The following is an 18,231-nucleotide window of genomic DNA, read 5'->3' as shown; positions in this document are numbered from 1 at the left end:
ACCATAAGCGGAGGGCTTGCTATGCAAATCACTGAAAACACCGTTGCTATCGTCACCGGGGGCGCGTCCGGGTTGGGCGGCGCTGTTGCACAAGCGCTGGCCGCAGCCGGGGCGAAGGTTGGCATCTTTGACCTGAACGAAGGCGCCGGGCAGGTGATGGCCGACAAGATTGGCGGCACCTTTACGAAAGTGGACGTGTCCGACCCTGCGTCGGTCGCCGAAGGGTTCAAAACCCTGCGCGCGGCCCATGGTCAGGAGCATGTCCTGGTCAATTGTGCGGGTATTGCACCCGCCTCGAAAACGCAGTCCAAGGGCGAACCCCACGACCCTGCCATCTTTGCCAAGACCATCGGCGTGAACCTGATCGGCACCTTTAACTGCGCCAGCCAAGCGGCGGCGGGCATGTCGCAAACCGACCCGGTGACCGATGACGGCGAACGTGGCGTGATCGTCAACACAGCCTCAATCGCGGCGTTTGATGGGCAAGTTGGCCAGCTGGCTTATGCAGCGTCAAAAGGTGGCGTGGTGGGCATGACACTGCCCATGGCGCGCGACCTGATGCGCGACGGCATCCGCGTGATGACCATCGCGCCGGGCATCTTCAAAACCCCGATGGTCGCGGGACTGCCGCAAGAGGTGCAGGACAGCCTTGGCGCACAGGTGCCGTTCCCCTCGCGCCTAGGTGACCCGGCAGAATACGCCGCCACCGTGCGCCATATCGTCGAGAACTCCATGCTGAACGGTGAGGTGATCCGGCTGGACGGCGCCATCCGTATGGCGCCGCGTTAAGCAGTCATACTCGGTCGCCAGTCGGTGTTGTCCAGTAAGGCCAAGCGTAAAAAAACGTCCGGGCTTAAGGCCTAATCAGACGTTTGGCCCAATTGGCTACGCGCGAACGCCTGATGGTATTGTTAAGTGGCGTCAGTGACGACAAGTAATTCGAGATATCTAGACGATTTGGATTAAGCGCCAATGCCTTTTCCAAATTTGGCACGGCGCCCTTTTGGTTGCCCGCGTTGACCATGCAGCGTGCAATCGCGAAGTAGAGTTCGGGGTTTTCGCGACCCGATGCAATCTCATTTTCGGCAATTGCCAGCGCTTCTGTATGTTTACCCGCCAAAATCAGCATGTTGGTTTGCCGCGCTTTCAGATGCAGTTTTTGATTTGGACGTTTTTCGACTTCGGCAGCTTTGGCAAAAGATGCGGCGCTTTCAAGGTAGTTAGAGTCGCTTTTCTCTTGTTGGGCTTTCAGGACAATAGCATTAACTTCTGCTTTCGCGTCCCAACTGTCCTGCATACGCCCTTGAAATTCGGCGATTTGATCTTCGCTGACATCCAAATAGCTTCTGGCAAGCGAAATGACGATACCTGATACAGCTTCGTCGGACGCGTGGCGCAGGTCTTCTGCGTATGTGGACCAGTTTTTTGTCAGCACGATCTTTTCATAACTGGGAAAATAGCCAACCGTGTCCGACCCGTTGGATACTGCACCAGCGACCGCGCGCAAAACTGACTTAGAATAGCTGTTCGCGATGATAACGTCCTCGTTGGTGAACGTCGATGCAAGCGATACGGGTGAGACAGTAATCAGCACTTTTGCATTCGGGTTGACCTGCTCAATCAAGTTAATTGAGCGCTGAACCAGATCGAGCGATTTTTCATAATCAATGACTTCAAAATCAATGTCGTTTTGATATCTCTTTAGAAAGCTCGGTCGAATTGCAGGGCATTCCTGAATGTAGCGCTTCCGTTCGCGGTCATACCAGCATTCAATCAATCCGAGTGTGATGACCAAGTAATTTGAACTGAACGCTTTGCTGAATACATCAAATACTTCCTGACGGCGTTGGACTGCGCGCTCAAACGAAACCGGAACATATCCGCTTAGCCAGCCATCAATCCACTGGTCGTCGCCGACCTCATAGAGCATTTCAGTGCAATCTGACGCTGCCATAACGCCGTCGCGCGTTAGAATACGGGCCGTCCACTCGATTTCCTGAAAAATGGCGGGCGGCGTGTATTTATTCAAAATGCCTTGTGGCCGGGCGCTCCATTCATGTTTCGGAACACCAAATGACAACATTGGAATGTCATATCCAAGTTTTGACAAAACCTCTTCCATGTTCCGTGCAAAACAGCTTCCGATTGTGAAAACCGTTTCACCCTGCGCGATCTTGAATTTCGGGAGAATTTCAGGGTCGCATTTTTCATATAGTCGGCTCTGCACGTTTTGCCATTTTCCCAAAGCACCGTTCTGTTTCAGGGTGCGCAGTGCCTGTTTCGTGGAAACCATGGAATTTCTTTCGATTGCTGTTTCAATGGAAGGGGAATTGTCGCGCGTATCTATGCGAAGATTAGGTGTAAGTGCAACCCGTTTAAGTGGATATGCACAGGGTCAGAACGCCACATTGAGCGTCGCGGTGAGCGGCCGGACAGCGTGACCCGTACATTGTCGGGTAGGGGTCCGCTTAGGGTCGTTTTCGTACCAACGCTCTGGGCGGTCGAATGGCCCTGCTGGTCGCGGGTCTGCCGCAAGAGGTGCAGGACAGCCTTGGCGCACAAGTCCCGTTTCCCTCGCGCCTAGGTGACCCGGCAGAATACGCTGCCACCGTGCGCCATATCGTCGAGAACTCCATGCTGAACGGTGAGGTCATCCGGCTGGACGGTGCCATCCGTATGGCGCCGCGTTAAGAATGCCGCCGCTGCGCCCCGGCGTCTAACCGCTGGCATTGTGCCGGGCATTCCCCTATGTAGCCCGCGATGAGCTACAACATCGACATACGAAAAGCCGCGCGCCTGTCCGTCGCACCCATGATGGATTGGTCTGACCGTCACTGCCGGTATTTCCATCGGTTGATGACCCGTCATGCGCTGCTTTATTCCGAGATGGTGACCGCGCCCGCCTTGGTGCGGGGCGGAGCCGTGCATCTTTTGGATTACAATGTCGAAGAACATCCCGTGGCCGTGCAACTTGGTGGGTCCGACCCGAAGGAATTGGCGGCTGCGACAAAGATTTGCGTCGCGCGCGGATATGACGAAGTGAACCTGAATGTCGGCTGCCCCTCGGATCGCGTTCAATCCGGCACGTTCGGGGCGGTGTTGATGCGCGATGCGCCGCTTGTGGCCGAGTGTATGAAGGCGATGAAGGACGCCGCCCAAGATATTGAGGTAACGGTAAAATGTCGGATTGGGGTTGATGAGCAATGTGCCGATAAAGTTCTGCCTGCGTTCATCGAAACCGTCGCCGCCGCTGGCGTCAGGCGCTTCACAATTCACGCCCGCAAAGCGTGGCTACAGGGGCTAAGCCCCAAGGAAAATCGCGATATTCCGCCGCTCGATTATCCCTTGGTACATCGGATAAAAAAGGCGTTCCCGCATCTTCATCTGTCGGTCAATGGCGGCATCACCACGTTGGATCAGGCCCGCGCACATCTGGAAATCATGGATGGGGTGATGGTTGGGCGGGCTGCTTATCACGATCCGGCGGCGGTGCTTTTGGGGGCCGATCAGGCAATCTTTGGCGACACGCGCCCTGCGCGCACCGCCCACGAGGTTGTCGAGGCGATGTATCCCTATATCGAAGCACAACTTGCCTGCGGCACACGCCTGCATTCGATCACCCGCCACATGTTGGGCATATTCACCGGTCGCCCCGGCGCACGAAAATGGCGGCGCATCCTCTCGGAAGGGGCCACGCGTGACGGCGCGGGGGTTGCGTTGGTGGCCGAGGCCCTGTCACATGTCCCCGAACACGTTCCCGCAAGCTGAGGCCATCCATGCCAGACCTTTCCCTTCTTATGCCGATGGCCGGGCTTTTGCTGGTCATCGGCGCTTTCGCTGGCGTTCTGGCGGGCCTTCTTGGCGTGGGCGGAGGCATCGTGCTGGTGCCTGCATTTTTCTACACGTTCACGGCGTTGGGATACGCGTCTGACCAGTTGATGCAGATCTGTCTGGCCACATCACTGGCAACGATCATCGTAACCTCAATCCGCTCGGTCATGGCGCATAACCGCAAGGGCGCGGTGGAATGGGACATCCTGAAAACATGGGCGCCGGGCATTGCGGTGGGGGCGGTGATCGGTGTGCTGGTTGCCTCGGGCCTGCGGTCGACTGTTTTACAGGCGATCTTTGGCGGGCTGGGGTTGGTGATCGGGGCGTATCTGGGCCTTGGCCGCGCCAATTGGCGGTTGGCCGAGGTGATGCCGACGGGATTGCGTCGCGCGTTTTTCTCTCCTGCGCTTGGATTTTTGTCGGTGCTGATGGGGATCGGCGGCGGCAGCTTTGGTGTGCCGCTGATGACGCTACACGGTCGTCCGATCCACAATGCGGTGGCGACAGCCGCGGGCTTCGGTGTGTTGATCGCGGTGCCGTCCGTGCTTGGGTTCCTGCTTGTGTCGATAGCCCCTGAGGTCCGTCCGCCGTTCACTGTCGGAGCGGTCAACCTGCCAGCCTTCGCGCTGGTCGTGGCAATGACGATGATCACCACACCTTACGGCGTCAAAGTTGCCCATGCGATGGACCCGAAACCGCTGAAACGAGTGTTTGCGGTGTTCCTGACGCTGGTGGCGCTGAACATGCTGCGCAAGGCTTTGTTGGGGTGAGCGTTACGCCGGACCTTCGGCGCCCTCGGCCCGGAAAGCTGCGATGGTGTCAGCACGCAGAGGGCGCTTGGTCACACCGTCCTGTTCCAGCGTCACAATCACGCTTTCAGACCCGCACATCAGTTCGCCGTCCACATAGGTGCCGTATTCCATCACGAACGAGCTGTTGCGAAAACTCTTGGTGCGGGCCGTGATGACATAGTTGTCGCCCAGATGCAGCGGCTTGAAATAGCGTGCATAATTTGTCGCCAGCACGACCTGCGGGTCGCCCTCATCATAGCTGGTCACATGAACATGGGCGAAATAAGGGATGCGGATCGATTCAAACCACCGGAAATAGGCGACGTTGTTGACGTGGTTCAGCGCATCAAGTTCGTGAAACCTGACCCGGTCGGCCAAACCGTAGTTCCAGCCGCCGGGCACTCCCACGCTTTGCAGTTGCGCGGCGTTCAGGGGGGTGACCAACGGGATATGGGCGAATGGGTCGGACATGAGTGGCCTCTGGCGTTTGCGCCAGCTGCGCTGGTATAGGCACCCGGCAAAGTCAGGAATACTGGAGCGGGTGAAGGGAATCGAACCCTCGTCGTCAGCTTGGGAAGCTGCTGCTCTACCATTGAGCTACACCCGCGATGCGCTTTGGTTATGACACCGGTGATGGGGCGTCAAGTGGAACGGCGATGATCACCCGCGCCGCCGTCTGCGCCGCCGTCCGCCATCTTCGCCGTCGCCGCCACCGGTGTTGAAGCTGGGTTCGGGAAGCTGAACAATAGTTCGCAGGATGGTGAATGGCTCAACCGCGTTGGGCATGGCCGAGGCATTGACGAAATGCTCCTGAAAGCGTGGCTCGACAGCGGTTTCGATCTTTAGGATATTGCGCACGGTTTCTTCGATTTCGGCGCGTGCGGAACGGTTCAGAAGCGCGATACGCGCCCCGGTGCCAGCAGCGTTACCAGCCGACGTCACCTTTTCCAGCGGGCAATCGGGGATCATCCCGAGCACCATCGCGTGTTTGGACGAGATATGCGCGCCGAACGCCCCCGCCAGAACCACGCGGTCCACGTCATCAACGCCGCGCTTGTCCATCAACAGGCGCGCGCCGGAATACAGGGCGGCCTTGGCCATCTGGATGGCGCGAATGTCGCCGTTGGTGACCGCAATCGGTCCCTGATCGTCGTCTCCATCCCACAGGCGATACGAATAGGTGCGCCCGTCGGCAAAGCAACGGTCGGTGCCCGTTTGCTCGGGCGATCCGATCAACCCGCCTGCATCGACAAGCCCGGCCATGCGCATTTCGGCAATTACCTCGATAATGCCGGAGCCACAAATGCCGGTGACACCTGTGGTCGCAATGGCGGCGTCAAAGCCTTCTTCGGTAGACCACAGGTCCGATCCGATCACCTTGAAACGGGGGTCTTTGGTGATTGGGTCGATCTCGACCCGTTCAATCGCGCCGGGCGCGGCCCGTTGACCCGCGCTGATCTGCGCGCCTTCGAAGGCGGGGCCGGTGGGCGAGGAACACGCCATCACGCCGGTTTTGTCGCCCAGCAGGATCTCGGCATTGGTGCCGACATCGACCACCAACACAAGGTCGTCGGACTTGTCGGGCGCTTCAGACAGCGCCACGGCGGCCGCATCCGCACCCACATGACCCGCAATACAAGGCAGCAGATAGACCCTTGCCGAATGGTGGATCGATAGGTCCAGATCATCCGCCCGCAGGCGAAGCGCATTGGACGTCGCAAGCGCAAACGGGGCCTGGCCAAGTTCGAACGGATCAATCCCCAAAAGCAAATGATGCATGACCGGATTGCAGACCACGACCACATCCATGATCAGGCCCTTGTCGATCTCGGCGTCCGAGGCGATTTGGGTGAACAGCGCGTTCAGCCCCTCGCGCACCGCATCCGTCATTTCCTGCGCGCCCGAGGGGTTCATCATCGAATAGCTCACCCGGCTCATCAGGTCTTCGCCGAACCGGATTTGCGGGTTCATCAAACCGGACGAGGCGACAACTTCACCCGTCGCCAGATCGCACAGATGTGCGGCGATGGTGGTCGAGCCAAGGTCTATTGCGACCCCATAGATTGCGCCGTCGAAATAACCGGGCCACAGATGCATGATCCGGGGCGGGTTTTCATCATCGCCCAAGTGCACCGCGACGGTGACCTTCCAGTCGCCTTTGCGCAGGACCGGCTGCATGGATTGCAGGATGTGCAGATCGGCCTTCACATCTTCCAGTTCCCATTGGTCTTTCAGGGCTTGAACTAGACGCTCCAGATCGCCCGATGGTTCGTGCATATCGGGTTCTTCCACCGCGACATAAAACAGCTTTACCAATGGATCGAGCGTGATGTCGCGCGCCTCGGCCCGTTTGCGCACCACTTGCTTGTGCACCTGGCTTTCGGGCGGCACGTCGATGACCACATCGCCCTGCACGGTGGCCTGACAGCCCAGACGGCGCCCCTTGGGCAGACCGCGAATGTCGTCATAGCGCTGCTCGACTTTGTTCCACTCGGACAATGCATCCTCGGCCACGGTGACGCCGTGTTTCGAAAACTCGCCATAGCTGGGGGTGATCTGGCATTTCGAACAAATCCCGCGTCCGCCGCAGACGCTATCCAGATCGACGCCAAGCTGACGAGCAGCGGTCAAAATGGGGGTGCCCACAGCAAACCGGCCCCGTTTGCCGGACGGGGTGAATATGACCAAAGGATCCTGTGACATGCGCGCGTCTTCCTTGCTGAATTTTGCCCAATCTACGAAAGGCACAGTCAGGCGCAATGCCTGCCTGCGTCATCTTCGGGCGCAAAACGTCTTTTTTAAGCAGAACGGGCAGAAACGGGCGGTGATTGCACGTTGTCCGGCTGGTTTTCAGGTCGCGTTTTGCTGTCCTGCTGTTCAAGCCAAGCTAAAATCTGATCGCGATCTCCATCCAGCAGAGGCGCGGGGCCGGGCGACACCATATCCTCCAGACCGGTCATCTTGATCGGATTGCCCGCTGCAAGGAACGGTGTCTTGCCATCGGGGGCGGGCATGTCCACGACCATGTTGCGGGCCAGGATTTGCGGATCCCGCATCGCCTCGGCCACGTTTTGGATCGGGGCGCAGGGGATACCAGCCTCGGTGAACAGCTTGATCCAATGCGCGCGCGGATGGGCAAGTGTCACCGTCTCGATCTTGCGGCGCAGCAGCATGACGTTCTCGCACCGGGCTAGGTTGGTCGCGAACTGGGGCCATTTCGCCCATTTTGGCTTGCCGATTACCCCGCAAAACTTTGCAAACAACGTGTCGTTGCCGCAGGCGATGACCAGCAGACCATCGGCGGTGTGAAACGCTTCGAACGGCGCGATCGAGGGGTGGCGCGCGCCAGACGGGCCGGGGGGAACACCAGTTTCACTGGTGATTGCAACGGCGTGTTCCAAAATGGCAAGCTGGCTGTCCAGCATCGCAACATCGACCTGCTGCCCGCGCCCGGTGCGTTGGCGTTGATATAGCGCCGCCAGAAGCCCGTGGCCCAGAAACATGCCCGCCACGATATCACCGACCGAGGCACCAACCCGCACGGGATCGCGGTTCTTTTCGCCGGTTATCGACATGACGCCACCACGCGCCTGCACAACCATGTCATAAGCCGGGCGTTGCGAGTCGGGGCCGGTATGCCCAAAGCCGGATACCGCGCCATAGATCAGATGCGGATATTCCTCGCTGAGGCTGTCCCAGCCATAGCCCAAACGTTCCATCACGCCGGGGCGGAAGTTTTCCATCACTACATCTACGTGACTTAAAAGCCGTTCAAAAACAGCGCGATCCGCGTCGTCTTTCAAGTCCAGGGCGATGGATTGCTTGTTACGGTTAATGGTGGCGAAGTAAGCGCTGTGCCCATCGCGAAACGGTGGAAAATGACGGGTGTCATCCCCGGTGCCGGGCTGTTCGACCTTGATGACCTTCGCACCCAGATCAGACAGGATCATCGAGCAATAGGGGCCAGCCAATACATGGGTCAGATCGAGGATGGTGATGTCTTCAAGCGGCGCGCTCATCGGCCTGTCCTTTCCTGTTTGCACAGGCTCTGCGTAGAGGTCGCATTTCGCGATGACTTTGAGGTGAGTCAATTACAGCATTTAACCAAGGGGAAGGAGGAGGATTTCTGCACCTCCTTTACCGCATTCAGTGCTGCACCGTTCGACAGCCGCTAGAAACAGACATTAAAGAACGTACGTAATGGGTTGATAAATCATTATAACAGAACTTCAGTTTCAACAAACTGATAGTGTTTGATGGACCGTGATTCAACCAGTTCGGCCTCCATCGGGTCGACATGAGGGCTGGTAATATCGTCGCCGACAAAGGCTTTTAGCGCCTCGATATCCTCCCATACCATGACGAAACTGAACTCTCTGGGTGTGTCAGCAAGCGGTGCGCCTGGGATCACATGGACAAGTCCTTTCGTCCTTTTCATCAATGGAATTGCGGTGTCGTGGAAAAACTTGCTGAACGCCTCTTCCTTTCCGGGCCGTGTAACAACCTGAAATATCCTCACAATCATGGATTCACCCTCCTTTGGTGTGACGCCTGAATGCAGGACCCGCTCAATCCAGTAAGCTTAGCAGATAACACCAACCGGGTCAGCAGCGCCCAACGACTTCTCCAGCAAAAAAAGCCCGCGCATGGCGAGCTTTTTTGTCTGTGATTGGAGGTGAGGAGAGGTTAACCCCGGCGACGACGTCCGCCACGACGACCGCCAGCTGCGCCTGCGGCGCCTGCATTGACCGAGTTGAACTTGATCCACTCGGCCCCGCCGTCATCGTTGTTGGTCAGGAAGTTGGCGGCGCGGATTGCTTCCATTTCCTTGCCAGCCTTCGGTAGGGTCGAACCAAGACCAAACAATTGGCAGAAGGTTTCGTCATCCATGTCGGCCGGGATTGCGATACCTTTGGCTTCCACTTCAGCTTTCTTTTCAGCCAGTTTCTTGGGGCCGACGGGCAGGGCGACCGGGTTCATGATCGCAGACGTCATGCCCGCACCCATCGCCATCGGCAAGAACGCGTTATTGATGCCGTGGCGGTTCGGCAGGCCGAACGAGATGTTGGACGCTCCGCAGGTCGTATTCACACCCAATTCTTCGCGCAAGCGACGCACAAGGGCGAAGACCTGAAGGCCAGCCGTGCCCATCGCACCGATTGGCATGACCAGCGGGTCCACCACGATGTCATGCGCCGGGATGCCAAAATCTGCAGCACGCTCAACGATTTTCTTGGCCACCGCAAAGCGCACATCCGGGTCTTCGGAAATTCCCGTGTCGTCGTTCGAGATTGCAACAACCGGCACGTTGTATTTCTTGACCAGCGGTAGAACCAATTCCAGCCGCTCTTCTTCACCGGTGACCGAGTTCAGAAGGGGGCGGCCATTGGCGGCTTTCAACCCAGCCTCAAGCGCGCCGGGAACCGAGCTGTCGATACACAGCGGGCAATCGGTCACGGCCTGCACGGTTTCAACCAGTTGGCGCATCAGGTCCGGTTCAACGAAGTTGTTATCCGCATAGCGCGGGTCTTCGGCCATCTTGTTGGAAAACACCGCGCCCGAGTTGATGTCCAGCACCGTTGCACCCGCCGCAACCTGTGCCAATGCGTCGCTTTGAACGCGGCTGAAATCGCCCGCTTCCAGTTCTGCGTTCAGAACTTTGCGCCCGGTCGGGTTGATGCGTTCGCCAATCACGCAGAACGGTTGGTCAAAGCCGATAATGGCAGTTTTCGTTTGCGATTCAACGATGGTACGGGTCATTCTTTATCCTTTGGTCACATTGACTGGGGCGGTGTTTTCCCCGCCATTTTCGATGGCCCAGTTGGCATTGGTCTTGATCCCGCCCAGCGGGAAAAAATGCACCTGAGTGATGTTGAAGTCGGGATTGGCCGCCTTGTGGTTGGCCAGTTCGTTCAGAACGTCTGTCGGCTCATAGGGCAGAAGCAGTTTGGTCACATCCATCGCGCGCTTTTGCAGTACTTTCAACGAGGGACCGACACCGCAGGCGATGGCGAACTTGATCAGCGTTTGCAATTTGGCAGGGCCCGCGATGCCGATATGGATCGGTAGGTCGACACCGGCTTCCTTCAGCCCGTCGGCCCATTTGATGATCGGCTTGGCTTCGAAGGCGAACTGTGTGGCCAAGGCCATCTTGGCGTCGGTGCGCTCCGAGAATTTCTGTTTCCAAAGAACGGCTTCCATGACGTTCTTGCGCGATCCGTCCGGGTCGATATCGCGGTTGCCTTCCGGGTGACCGGCGACGTTCAACTGGGTGAAGCCTGCCTTGTCGAACAGGCCGGTTTCAAGCAACTGCATCGAGCTGTCGAAATCGCCATGCGGCTTTTCCACGCCACCGGCCAGCAGCAGGGCTTGCTTCACATTCGCTTCACCCTGATAGCGGGCGATCCAGTCGGCCAGCGTGGCTTCATCCTTGATGATGCGCGCGGGGAAGTGCGGCATGACCTCGAAGCCTTCGGCGTTGATGCGTTTGGCGGTGGCGACCATCTCGTCAATCGGGGTGCCGTCGATATGGGCGATATAGACGCGCGTGCCGTCGGGCAGCAGGTCGCGGAAATCCTCGACCTTCTCGGCGGTGCGGGGCATCACCTCAATCGAATAGCCCTTCAGGAAGTCCTGAAGTGCGGGGGACGTGGGCGTGGCCTGACCTTCGGTCGGCTTTCTGCGGAAGTTCAACAGCGCCATGGCTGCCTCCTTTATGCGGGACAGGCTTACGCCCATCCGTCGTTGCCAATCAGAGCGATCAGGCGCTCTTTGTCATATTCTGCGTCGATCCGGGCCGCTTCAGCCGCCGCGATCTCTTGCGGGTCTCCGTCCACGGAATAGGGGGCGGCCTTGCGCCATTCCGCCAGATAGGCATCGCTGTCTTTCGCGTTCACCTTCATGGCGGCCCGGTCGATGGCTTGTTCGAACCGCTCAGGCAGGGGGGCTTTGGACCCACGACGCCCTTTGCCGACGATGATCTGGGCGGGAATGTCCCTCCAGTAAACGATGGTCACGTCTGGCATGCGATTCTTCCTCCTCCGCTTTGCTGTTTCTACGCGGGGGTTGGGGTTTCCCTGCGTCGTTTTTCGACACCACGCATGTCACAAGCGACGCGCACCGATCTGATTGGCGTTTGTGGGATACGCGAAAAGCACGGGCGGGGCCACGGGTGCGAAACTGAAAACTTCTCAAGATGATTATGTGCGACAATGAGTTTCTGCGTTCAAGATGCAGTGAAGGGATTGTCAGCGACCCTGTGCGGCCCTATCTTTGAGCTAACTTGAAATGGAGGGCGTGACCTATGGCGCCCAAGCGTCCCAATGGTGCGGGCGCGTTCCCAATAGCGGTCGATACCCCCGCGCCGTCACCCGTGGACCCAGCAGGCCTGTATGCGGCGCTGGACCTCGGAACAAACAGTTGTCGTATGCTGGTTGCCCAACCGAAGGGAAGCCAGTTTCATGTCGTGGACAGCTTTTCGAAATCAGTTCAGTTGGGCAATGGGCTAGAAGCCTCGGGCCGGCTAAGTCGGTCGTCAATGTCACGCACAGTCCAAGCGCTACGGATTTGCCGTAAAAAGCTGATCAAGCACGACGTGCAGCGGATGCGCCTTGTGGCGACGGAAGCCTGTCGGCGTGCGTCTAACGGCAAGAGCTTCATGGCCTATATCCGGCGTGAAACCGGCTTGGACCTTGAGATCATCAAGCCCGAAGAAGAAGCGCGCCTTGCCGTCGTGTCCTGTGCGCCGCTTGTGTCCACCAAGACCGAACAGCTTTTGGTCGTCGATATTGGCGGCGGTTCGACCGAGCTTGTGTGGCTTGATCTGTCCAAGGTGCCGCCGTTGGAGCGCCCGCGATCCATCATGCGGATGGGGCGCGGCTTTATCGGTGGGGTCAGCGATTTTCCCGCCGCCAGCGTGGTGGATTGGATTTCGGTGCCTTTGGGCGTCGCCACCCTGCGTGAGATGTTTGATGACGTAGAGGATGACGCGGGCCGCTATGCGCTGATGTCCGTGCATTTTGAAGAACAACTGGCAGGCTTCAGCCCGTTCCACCATGAACCGCCCCGTGAAGGGTTTCAGATCATCGGCACATCCGGCACCGTGACGACCGTGGCGGCAACTCATCTGGGCCTGCGCCGCTATGACCGCACCAAGGTGGATGGGCTGCGCATGACCTCGGACCAGATCGAGCGGGTGATTCAGGGCTATCTGGCGCTTGGCCCGCAGGGGCGGCGGATGAATTCGCATATCGGGCGCGATCGGCAATCTCTGATCATGTCTGGCGCTGCGATCTTACAAGCATTATTGCGCGTCTGGCCGACGGATCGGCTCAGCGTGGCGGATCGCGGCCTGCGCGAGGGCATCCTTTATTCGCAGATGTCTGCGGACGGTGTTTTGGAAGGCGGACCATTCTGATGACAGAAACAGGTGGGAAAAAAGGCGGCCGGGCGCGCAAAAGCTCGGGCCGGGGGCTTCGGGATTTGACCGTGAAGGTGAAAACCGCGCGGGGTCGGACCAACAGTTCGACCCGCTGGCTGCAACGGCAGCTAAACGACCCTTATGTGACGCGCGCCAAGGCTGAGGGCTATCGCGGACGTGCCGCGTTCAAGATCATGGATCTGGACGACAAGTATCGCTTTCTGGTGAACGGTGCACGCGTGGTCGATCTGGGCTGCGCGCCCGGTGGCTGGGCGCAAGTCGCCGTGCCGCGCATCAACGCGCTTGGTGAAAAAAGCGGCAAGAAGGTCGGCACCTTTCTGGGCATCGATTTGCAAGAGGTTGAACCGCTGGCCGGGGCTACATTCCACCAACTCGATTTCATGGAAGACGACGCCGACGTGAAGGTGAAAGAGCTTTTGGGTGGCGAGGCGGATGTGGTCATGTCCGACATGGCGGCTTCCAGTTCCGGCCACAAGCAGACCGACCATTTGCGCATCATCTCGTTGTGCGAAGCGGCGGCGTATTTCGCGTTCGATGTGCTGGAACAAGGCGGCACCTTCGTTGCCAAGGTCTTGGCAGGTGGCGCGGAAGGTGAGTTGCAGAAGCTTCTGAAGCTGAAGTTTGAAAAGGTGGTGAATGTGAAGCCACCTTCAAGCCGGTCAGACAGTTCCGAGAAATTCGTGGTCGCAACCGGCTTCAAGGGCTAGGCGACCACGGGGCAGGGTGCCGCCTTTCGGATGGCCCTTTGCGGCCCATCCTGCGACACTGCGCGAAATTCCACGAACGCGCGCGATTCCCGGCGGGCCATCCCCCCGGCACCGCGCTTTGCAGAAAGGCCACGGCATGAGAGCGCAACCCAAAGCAAGCCATTTCATCGGCGGCGAATATGTCGAGGACACGGACGGCACGCAGATCGACGTGGTTTTTCCCGCAACCGGCGAGGTGATCGCCAAGCTTCATTCGGCGACCCCCGCGATCATCGACAAGGCGCTGGATGCGGCGGAGTCGGCGCAGGCCGATTGGGCTGCGATGACTGGCACCGAACGGGGCCGTATCCTACGCCGCGCCGCGGATATCATGCGCGAACGCAACCATGATCTATCGGTTCTGGAAACACTCGACACCGGCAAACCCTATCAGGAAACCAGCGTGGCCGACGCGACATCCGGCGCGGATGCGTTGGAGTATTTCGGCGGGCTGGCCGGCAGCCTGACGGGCGAGCATATTCCAATGGCAAATGGCGATTTCGTCTATACGCGGCGCGAGGCGCTTGGCGTTTGCGTCGGCATTGGCGCTTGGAATTATCCCACCCAGATCGCGTGCTGGAAAGCTGCACCCGCGCTGGCCTGTGGCAACACGTCCGTGTTCAAACCGTCTGAAATGACGCCGCTCTCGGCGCTCAAAGTGGCCGAGATCCTGATGGAAGCCGGCGCACCTGCGGGCATTTTCAATGTTGTGCAAGGCTATGGTGAAGTTGGTGCCGCCCTCGTGACTGACCCGCGCGTGGCCAAGGTGTCGCTGACCGGGTCCGTGCCGACGGGCAAGAAGGTCTATGCCGCCGCCGCCGCAGAAATGAAGCACGTCACGATGGAGCTTGGCGGCAAGTCCCCGATGATCGTCTTTGATGATGCGAATGTGGAAAACGCGGTGTCGGGGGCCATTTTGGGCAACTTCTATTCCTCCGGGCAGGTCTGTTCCAACGGCACGCGGGTGTTCGTGCAGAAAGGCATCAAAGAGGCTTTCTTGAAACGTCTGGCTGAACGGCTGGACGGGGCGGTCATTGGCGACCCACTTGACCCCAACACCAGTTTCGGCCCGATGGTCAGCCAGGGGCAGCTGAACATCGTCATGACCTATGTCGAGAAGGGCAAAGAGGAAGGCGCGCGGCTGGTCTATGGTGGCGAACGGATCAGCGGCGATGGCTTTTACATGAAGCCCACCGTCTTCGCCGACGTGACCGACGACATGACCATCGCACGTGAAGAGATTTTCGGCCCCGTCATGTCCGTGCTCGATTTCGACACCGAGGAGGAAGTCATGGCGCGCGCCAATGACACCGAATTCGGTCTGGCCGCCGGTGTCTTCACCAACGACCTGACCCGCGCGCACCGTGTTGTGGCCGGGTTTGAGGCAGGCACCTGCTACATAAACACTTACAACGACGCCCCGGTTGAGGCACCGTTTGGCGGTACCAAAGCCTCGGGTGTTGGACGCGAGAACGCGAAAGCGGCCATTGAGCATTATTCGGAATTGAAAACCGTTTACGTCCGGTTGAGCGATCTGGAAGCGCCGTTCTAATGCCCAGCTAAAAAGCTGCTCGCCAGTCCTTAGTTCCGGCTGGCGAACAGATTCGGGTCAGAGAAGGGGACGTAATACCCGGTCGCCGAGATTAGCGCGGTCTTACCCTCCCATTCCCCGTCCGGCAGGTCGAACTGCACCTCGACGCGCTCGCCGTAACCCAGAACGAGGTTCTGACCATCGGTGGCCGCCAGCTCCTCGGGCCAGATTGCGGGGTAGGCGGACTCTTCGCCCATCTCATCACGCAGGATCAGGGTGATCTGGTCGAGATGGGCCAGTTCATGTTCCTTTTCGCGGATCTCAAGGCGTCCTTCGAAATGGCTCAGTTCCAGCCGGTCTGTCCGTTTTTTGTCGGGTGAAGTCGCGCCAAGCAAGAAATGGTCTTCCTCGACCCAGATGTCGCCATCCTGACGGTGGGTGTAGATATACGGGCAACTGCCGATCCCACCACCGGCAAACAGGATGAAGTTGTTCGGGTCATGCTGGCGGAAATCGTAGGTCGTGCCGTCCACCTCGACCGCTTGGATGGACCATGCGGGACCGTATTCAAACCGTTCCACCAGTTTGGGAATGCGCCCCTTGGGCATGTCGCCAGCGGGTAGCGCAAAAAGTGCGTTCGTTGTCTCGTAAGGGTGCACGAACACGATCTGTTGCGCAGCACTGGCGATTGCCTCGTCACGGATCGCCTCGCCCGCGTCGAAATTGTCGCGATATCCTGAAACAATCCAGTCGTAATACTCAGGCAGCAACGGCATCTCGATGCGCACGGGAATGACCAGTTTTTCCCCCGGTGCCAACACGCCCGGTGGCCACAACCGTTTCTCGACTGGCCGTGCTGCCGCAAGCAGCGCTTGCGTTTCGTCATGCAGTCGCAAGGTCATCGCGTCTGTTTCGGCAATGCTGAACGCGCCTACATCCATGGGTTGGTCGCCGACATTTTCGAGCACCGCCACCAGCAAATCGGCGCTGCGGGTGTTGGCGGTGAAGGACCATCCGTAATGTGCGCCGGGCTCGCCTTTGACCAGCGCGTAATTCTCGGGCAACCCGTTGCGCGCGACATAGCGAAGGGCGTCGAGCGTACGATGCTCGATCCGATGCCCGGCGGAATAGCCCGCACCGGAATTGGCAAACAAGCCGCGCTCGGCGCGCTGAGCAAGCTCACCGGCGCTTCGTGCGTCGTTGGAAATATCAAGTGCGCGGCCCAGATAGGCGTCATAGCGTGCCTCGTAGTCGTCCAGATCCGCGAGCGTCAGTGACCGCCAAAGCGTTGGCGCGGTCATCTTTGACCCCGGCTCGATCCAGCTTGCGGGGCCGGAGGACGTGCCCCAATAGGCATGATAACCTGCGGGCACGGCATAACGCTGGAATAGGGATTGGGCGGCATCCAGATCGGGCACGAATAGCTCGCCCGGTCCAAAGACCCGCCAGCCGTCAGCCGGGTTTAGGTCGGGCATGGCACCGGCATCGGTATCAAAGACGGTGATGCCAGCATCGACCTGCTGGGCATAGTCCGCAAGGCTCATGCTAAATTCACCGCCTTCGAAACCAACCTTGCCTGACAGCTCGCTGCCGCCGATCTCCTGGCCGAATTTATCGGTTATGTTTCGGATTTCCTGATGGATCGCGTTGTTGACGATGGCTTGTTGGCCGCCGAGGTATTTTTCCCAGTCCGGCGACAGTTTTCCATTGATCAAAAAGCTTTGCCCAATGCCGCCCAGCCGATAATACACCACGCGGAATTTTGGTTTCCTGTCACTATCGCGATAGCAAACAACAGTGACGTCGCCGCCCACGTTTTGGATAACCGGGCTGCAATCACCGTAAGTGGTCACATCCTGCGCAGCGGCGGCAAAGGGCAGGGCGCTTAGCGCAGCAATCCGTGAGACCGCCCCGATCATTGGCCGCCTGTGATGGTTACGTCGCCGTCAGTGTTTTGAACCACCGGGCTGTTGTCGCCGGTTGTCGTCACACCGTCGCCTGTTGCGTTTTGCTGCTTTGGTGGTGAGCCGGTATCGCTGGCAAACAGGCCGGCCTTGTCAGCCGCTGCAAGCAGCGTCGCAACGGCGGTTACGACCGCTGCAATACCTGTAAGCACGCCTGGAAAGGTCTTCCAGAACGATTTTTCTTCAGGCTTTTTCTCACCTTCGGGTTTTGGTTGTTGGTCAGCCATCGAAGTTGGATTGCGTAAATCCGTTGCCTCAAATTAGAGGGAAACCGGGTTTCAGACAACTATAAGTTCGTTGGGCTGGACTGTACGTTGTGGGGCACGAAATTTTGTGCAAGCCCACAGTCTCGGCGATGCGGACCACAACCATCGCCCCAATCTGCGCGCAGCCGATGCTGGTTTCGCAAGTAGCGCGCCCGGAGATGCGTATTGACGCAAAGTTGGTGCTGCACTCATCAGGCCAGGGACATCGGCGTGGTTAGGCAAAATAGGACGTGGACAACGGCAAGTGGCGGAGAGACAGTCCGAAAGCTGTTGTTTAACAATGCCTTAAGTCTTTGAAGTTGCAAGACTCGATGGTTTTGTGCGTTGCACTTTGTGCAGCAAAATGTGCAGCAAAAATTTCGTTAGCCGTGACCAGACTGAGCGGGTCTTGTTGTGCCGGGCACGGCTTTTCCGGCGTCAACTCTTCGGTGATATGCCTGAGATGCGCCGATGTTGACCAATACCTCGCGCCCGATGTTTGCGCTCTGCGGGCCAATGCGGGTTCTCGAGGACGGCGTTGAGTGAGGCCAAGTGACGAACGCTCCACCCTCTTCACGAGCCAGAGCCTCCGGTAGTCTCGTCTCTGTACGTTCCACTGTGGACATTTGGGCTAAGCCTCAGCACTATCGAAAAAAACTTCCACATGAGAAATGCGTTTCGGG

16 protein-coding genes, 1 tRNA gene and 1 pseudogene are annotated in these 18,231 nt (G+C 58.6%); 7 read left to right on the top strand and 11 right to left on the bottom strand.

All coding sequences use genetic code 11. The features are described from left to right. The first annotated feature begins 21 nt into the window (after positions 1-21). A complete protein-coding gene (locus MUY35_RS07210) occupies positions 22-789 on the top strand; it encodes an SDR family NAD(P)-dependent oxidoreductase (RefSeq protein ID WP_248365053.1) in 768 nt (255 codons plus the stop codon). Between the two features lie 64 nt (positions 790-853). On the opposite strand, the gene MUY35_RS07205 is transcribed toward MUY35_RS07210, so the two are convergent. Then, the gene (locus MUY35_RS07205; RefSeq protein ID WP_248365050.1) at positions 854-2,293 is read right to left on the bottom strand and encodes a GSCFA domain-containing protein; all 1,440 of its coding nucleotides are present in this window, start codon (positions 2,291-2,293) and stop codon (positions 854-856) included. A gap of 221 nt (positions 2,294-2,514) precedes the next feature. Here MUY35_RS07205 and MUY35_RS07200 point away from each other — a divergent pair. The 3 genes and pseudogenes from MUY35_RS07200 to MUY35_RS07190 form a co-directional block, all read left to right on the top strand. Beyond that, positions 2,515-2,691 (top strand): annotated as a pseudogene (locus MUY35_RS07200) (3-hydroxyacyl-CoA dehydrogenase); the annotation flags it as partial. A gap of 69 nt (positions 2,692-2,760) precedes the next feature. Continuing rightward, the gene (dusA, locus tag MUY35_RS07195) at positions 2,761-3,768 is read left to right on the top strand and encodes a tRNA dihydrouridine(20/20a) synthase DusA (RefSeq protein WP_248365047.1); all 1,008 of its coding nucleotides are present in this window, start codon (positions 2,761-2,763) and stop codon (positions 3,766-3,768) included. 8 nt (positions 3,769-3,776) lie between these two features. Then, on the top strand, positions 3,777-4,601 hold the full coding sequence (locus MUY35_RS07190; RefSeq protein ID WP_248365043.1) for a sulfite exporter TauE/SafE family protein: 825 nt from the start codon (positions 3,777-3,779) through the stop codon (positions 4,599-4,601). Positions 4,602-4,604: 3 nt separating this feature from the next. Here MUY35_RS07190 and MUY35_RS07185 read toward each other — a convergent pair whose 3' ends face one another. From MUY35_RS07185 to MUY35_RS07150, 8 genes are all read right to left on the bottom strand, one after another. Continuing rightward, positions 4,605-5,093 (bottom strand): acyl-CoA thioesterase, encoded by a 489-nt coding sequence (locus tag MUY35_RS07185; protein ID WP_248365041.1) that lies wholly within the window; start codon positions 5,091-5,093, stop codon positions 4,605-4,607. Between the two features lie 62 nt (positions 5,094-5,155). Continuing rightward, positions 5,156-5,229 (bottom strand) — tRNA-Gly (locus MUY35_RS07180). Positions 5,230-5,282: 53 nt separating this feature from the next. Further along, positions 5,283-7,325 carry an ASKHA domain-containing protein gene (locus MUY35_RS07175; protein ID WP_248365039.1) on the bottom strand — a complete coding sequence of 681 codons (2,043 nt, stop codon included), beginning with the start codon at positions 7,323-7,325 and terminating at the stop codon, positions 5,283-5,285. Between the two features lie 95 nt (positions 7,326-7,420). Beyond that, positions 7,421-8,641 (bottom strand): CoA transferase, encoded by a 1,221-nt coding sequence (locus MUY35_RS07170; protein WP_248365038.1) that lies wholly within the window; start codon positions 8,639-8,641, stop codon positions 7,421-7,423. A 197-nt stretch (positions 8,642-8,838) separates the two neighbouring features. Beyond that, positions 8,839-9,147, bottom strand: a complete 309-nt coding sequence (locus MUY35_RS07165; RefSeq protein ID WP_248365037.1) for a hypothetical protein — start codon at positions 9,145-9,147, stop codon at positions 8,839-8,841. Between the two features lie 161 nt (positions 9,148-9,308). Further along, entirely contained in the window at positions 9,309-10,382 is a 1,074-nt protein-coding gene (locus MUY35_RS07160) for a methyltetrahydrofolate cobalamin methyltransferase (RefSeq protein WP_248365036.1), read from the bottom strand. Between the two features lie 3 nt (positions 10,383-10,385). Then, the gene (locus MUY35_RS07155; RefSeq protein ID WP_248365033.1) at positions 10,386-11,324 is read right to left on the bottom strand and encodes a methylenetetrahydrofolate reductase; all 939 of its coding nucleotides are present in this window, start codon (positions 11,322-11,324) and stop codon (positions 10,386-10,388) included. A 26-nt stretch (positions 11,325-11,350) separates the two neighbouring features. Continuing rightward, positions 11,351-11,647 carry a virulence factor gene (locus MUY35_RS07150; protein ID WP_248365032.1) on the bottom strand — a complete coding sequence of 99 codons (297 nt, stop codon included), beginning with the start codon at positions 11,645-11,647 and terminating at the stop codon, positions 11,351-11,353. A 278-nt stretch (positions 11,648-11,925) separates the two neighbouring features. Between MUY35_RS07150 and MUY35_RS07145 the strand changes: the two genes are divergently transcribed. The 3 genes from MUY35_RS07145 to betB all read left to right on the top strand — a co-directional run bounded on the left by MUY35_RS07145 (position 11,926) and on the right by betB (position 15,360). Further along, positions 11,926-13,038 carry a Ppx/GppA phosphatase family protein gene (locus MUY35_RS07145; protein WP_248365031.1) on the top strand — a complete coding sequence of 371 codons (1,113 nt, stop codon included), beginning with the start codon at positions 11,926-11,928 and terminating at the stop codon, positions 13,036-13,038. After that, entirely contained in the window at positions 13,038-13,769 is a 732-nt protein-coding gene (locus MUY35_RS07140; protein WP_248365030.1) for an RlmE family RNA methyltransferase, read from the top strand. The genes MUY35_RS07145 and MUY35_RS07140 overlap by 1 nt, the downstream gene beginning before the upstream one ends. A 136-nt stretch (positions 13,770-13,905) precedes the next feature. Beyond that, a complete protein-coding gene (gene betB, locus MUY35_RS07135) occupies positions 13,906-15,360 on the top strand; it encodes a betaine-aldehyde dehydrogenase (RefSeq protein ID WP_248365029.1) in 1,455 nt (484 codons plus the stop codon). Positions 15,361-15,389: 29 nt separating this feature from the next. Here the strand turns inward: betB and MUY35_RS07130 are convergent, their stop codons facing one another. Beyond that, the gene (locus MUY35_RS07130) at positions 15,390-17,258 is read right to left on the bottom strand and encodes a hypothetical protein (protein ID WP_248365028.1); all 1,869 of its coding nucleotides are present in this window, start codon (positions 17,256-17,258) and stop codon (positions 15,390-15,392) included. Then, positions 17,255-17,530 (bottom strand): hypothetical protein, encoded by a 276-nt coding sequence (locus tag MUY35_RS07125; RefSeq protein ID WP_248365027.1) that lies wholly within the window; start codon positions 17,528-17,530, stop codon positions 17,255-17,257. The genes MUY35_RS07130 and MUY35_RS07125 overlap by 4 nt, the downstream gene beginning before the upstream one ends. Between the last annotated feature and the right edge of the window lie 701 nt (positions 17,531-18,231).

The sequence above is a fragment of the Aliiroseovarius sp. S1339 genome (assembly GCF_023195695.1).
GTDB lineage: Bacteria > Pseudomonadota > Alphaproteobacteria > Rhodobacterales > Rhodobacteraceae > Aliiroseovarius.
Note: the sequence above shows the minus strand (reverse complement) of the source record. Positions and strands in the feature narration are given on the sequence as shown.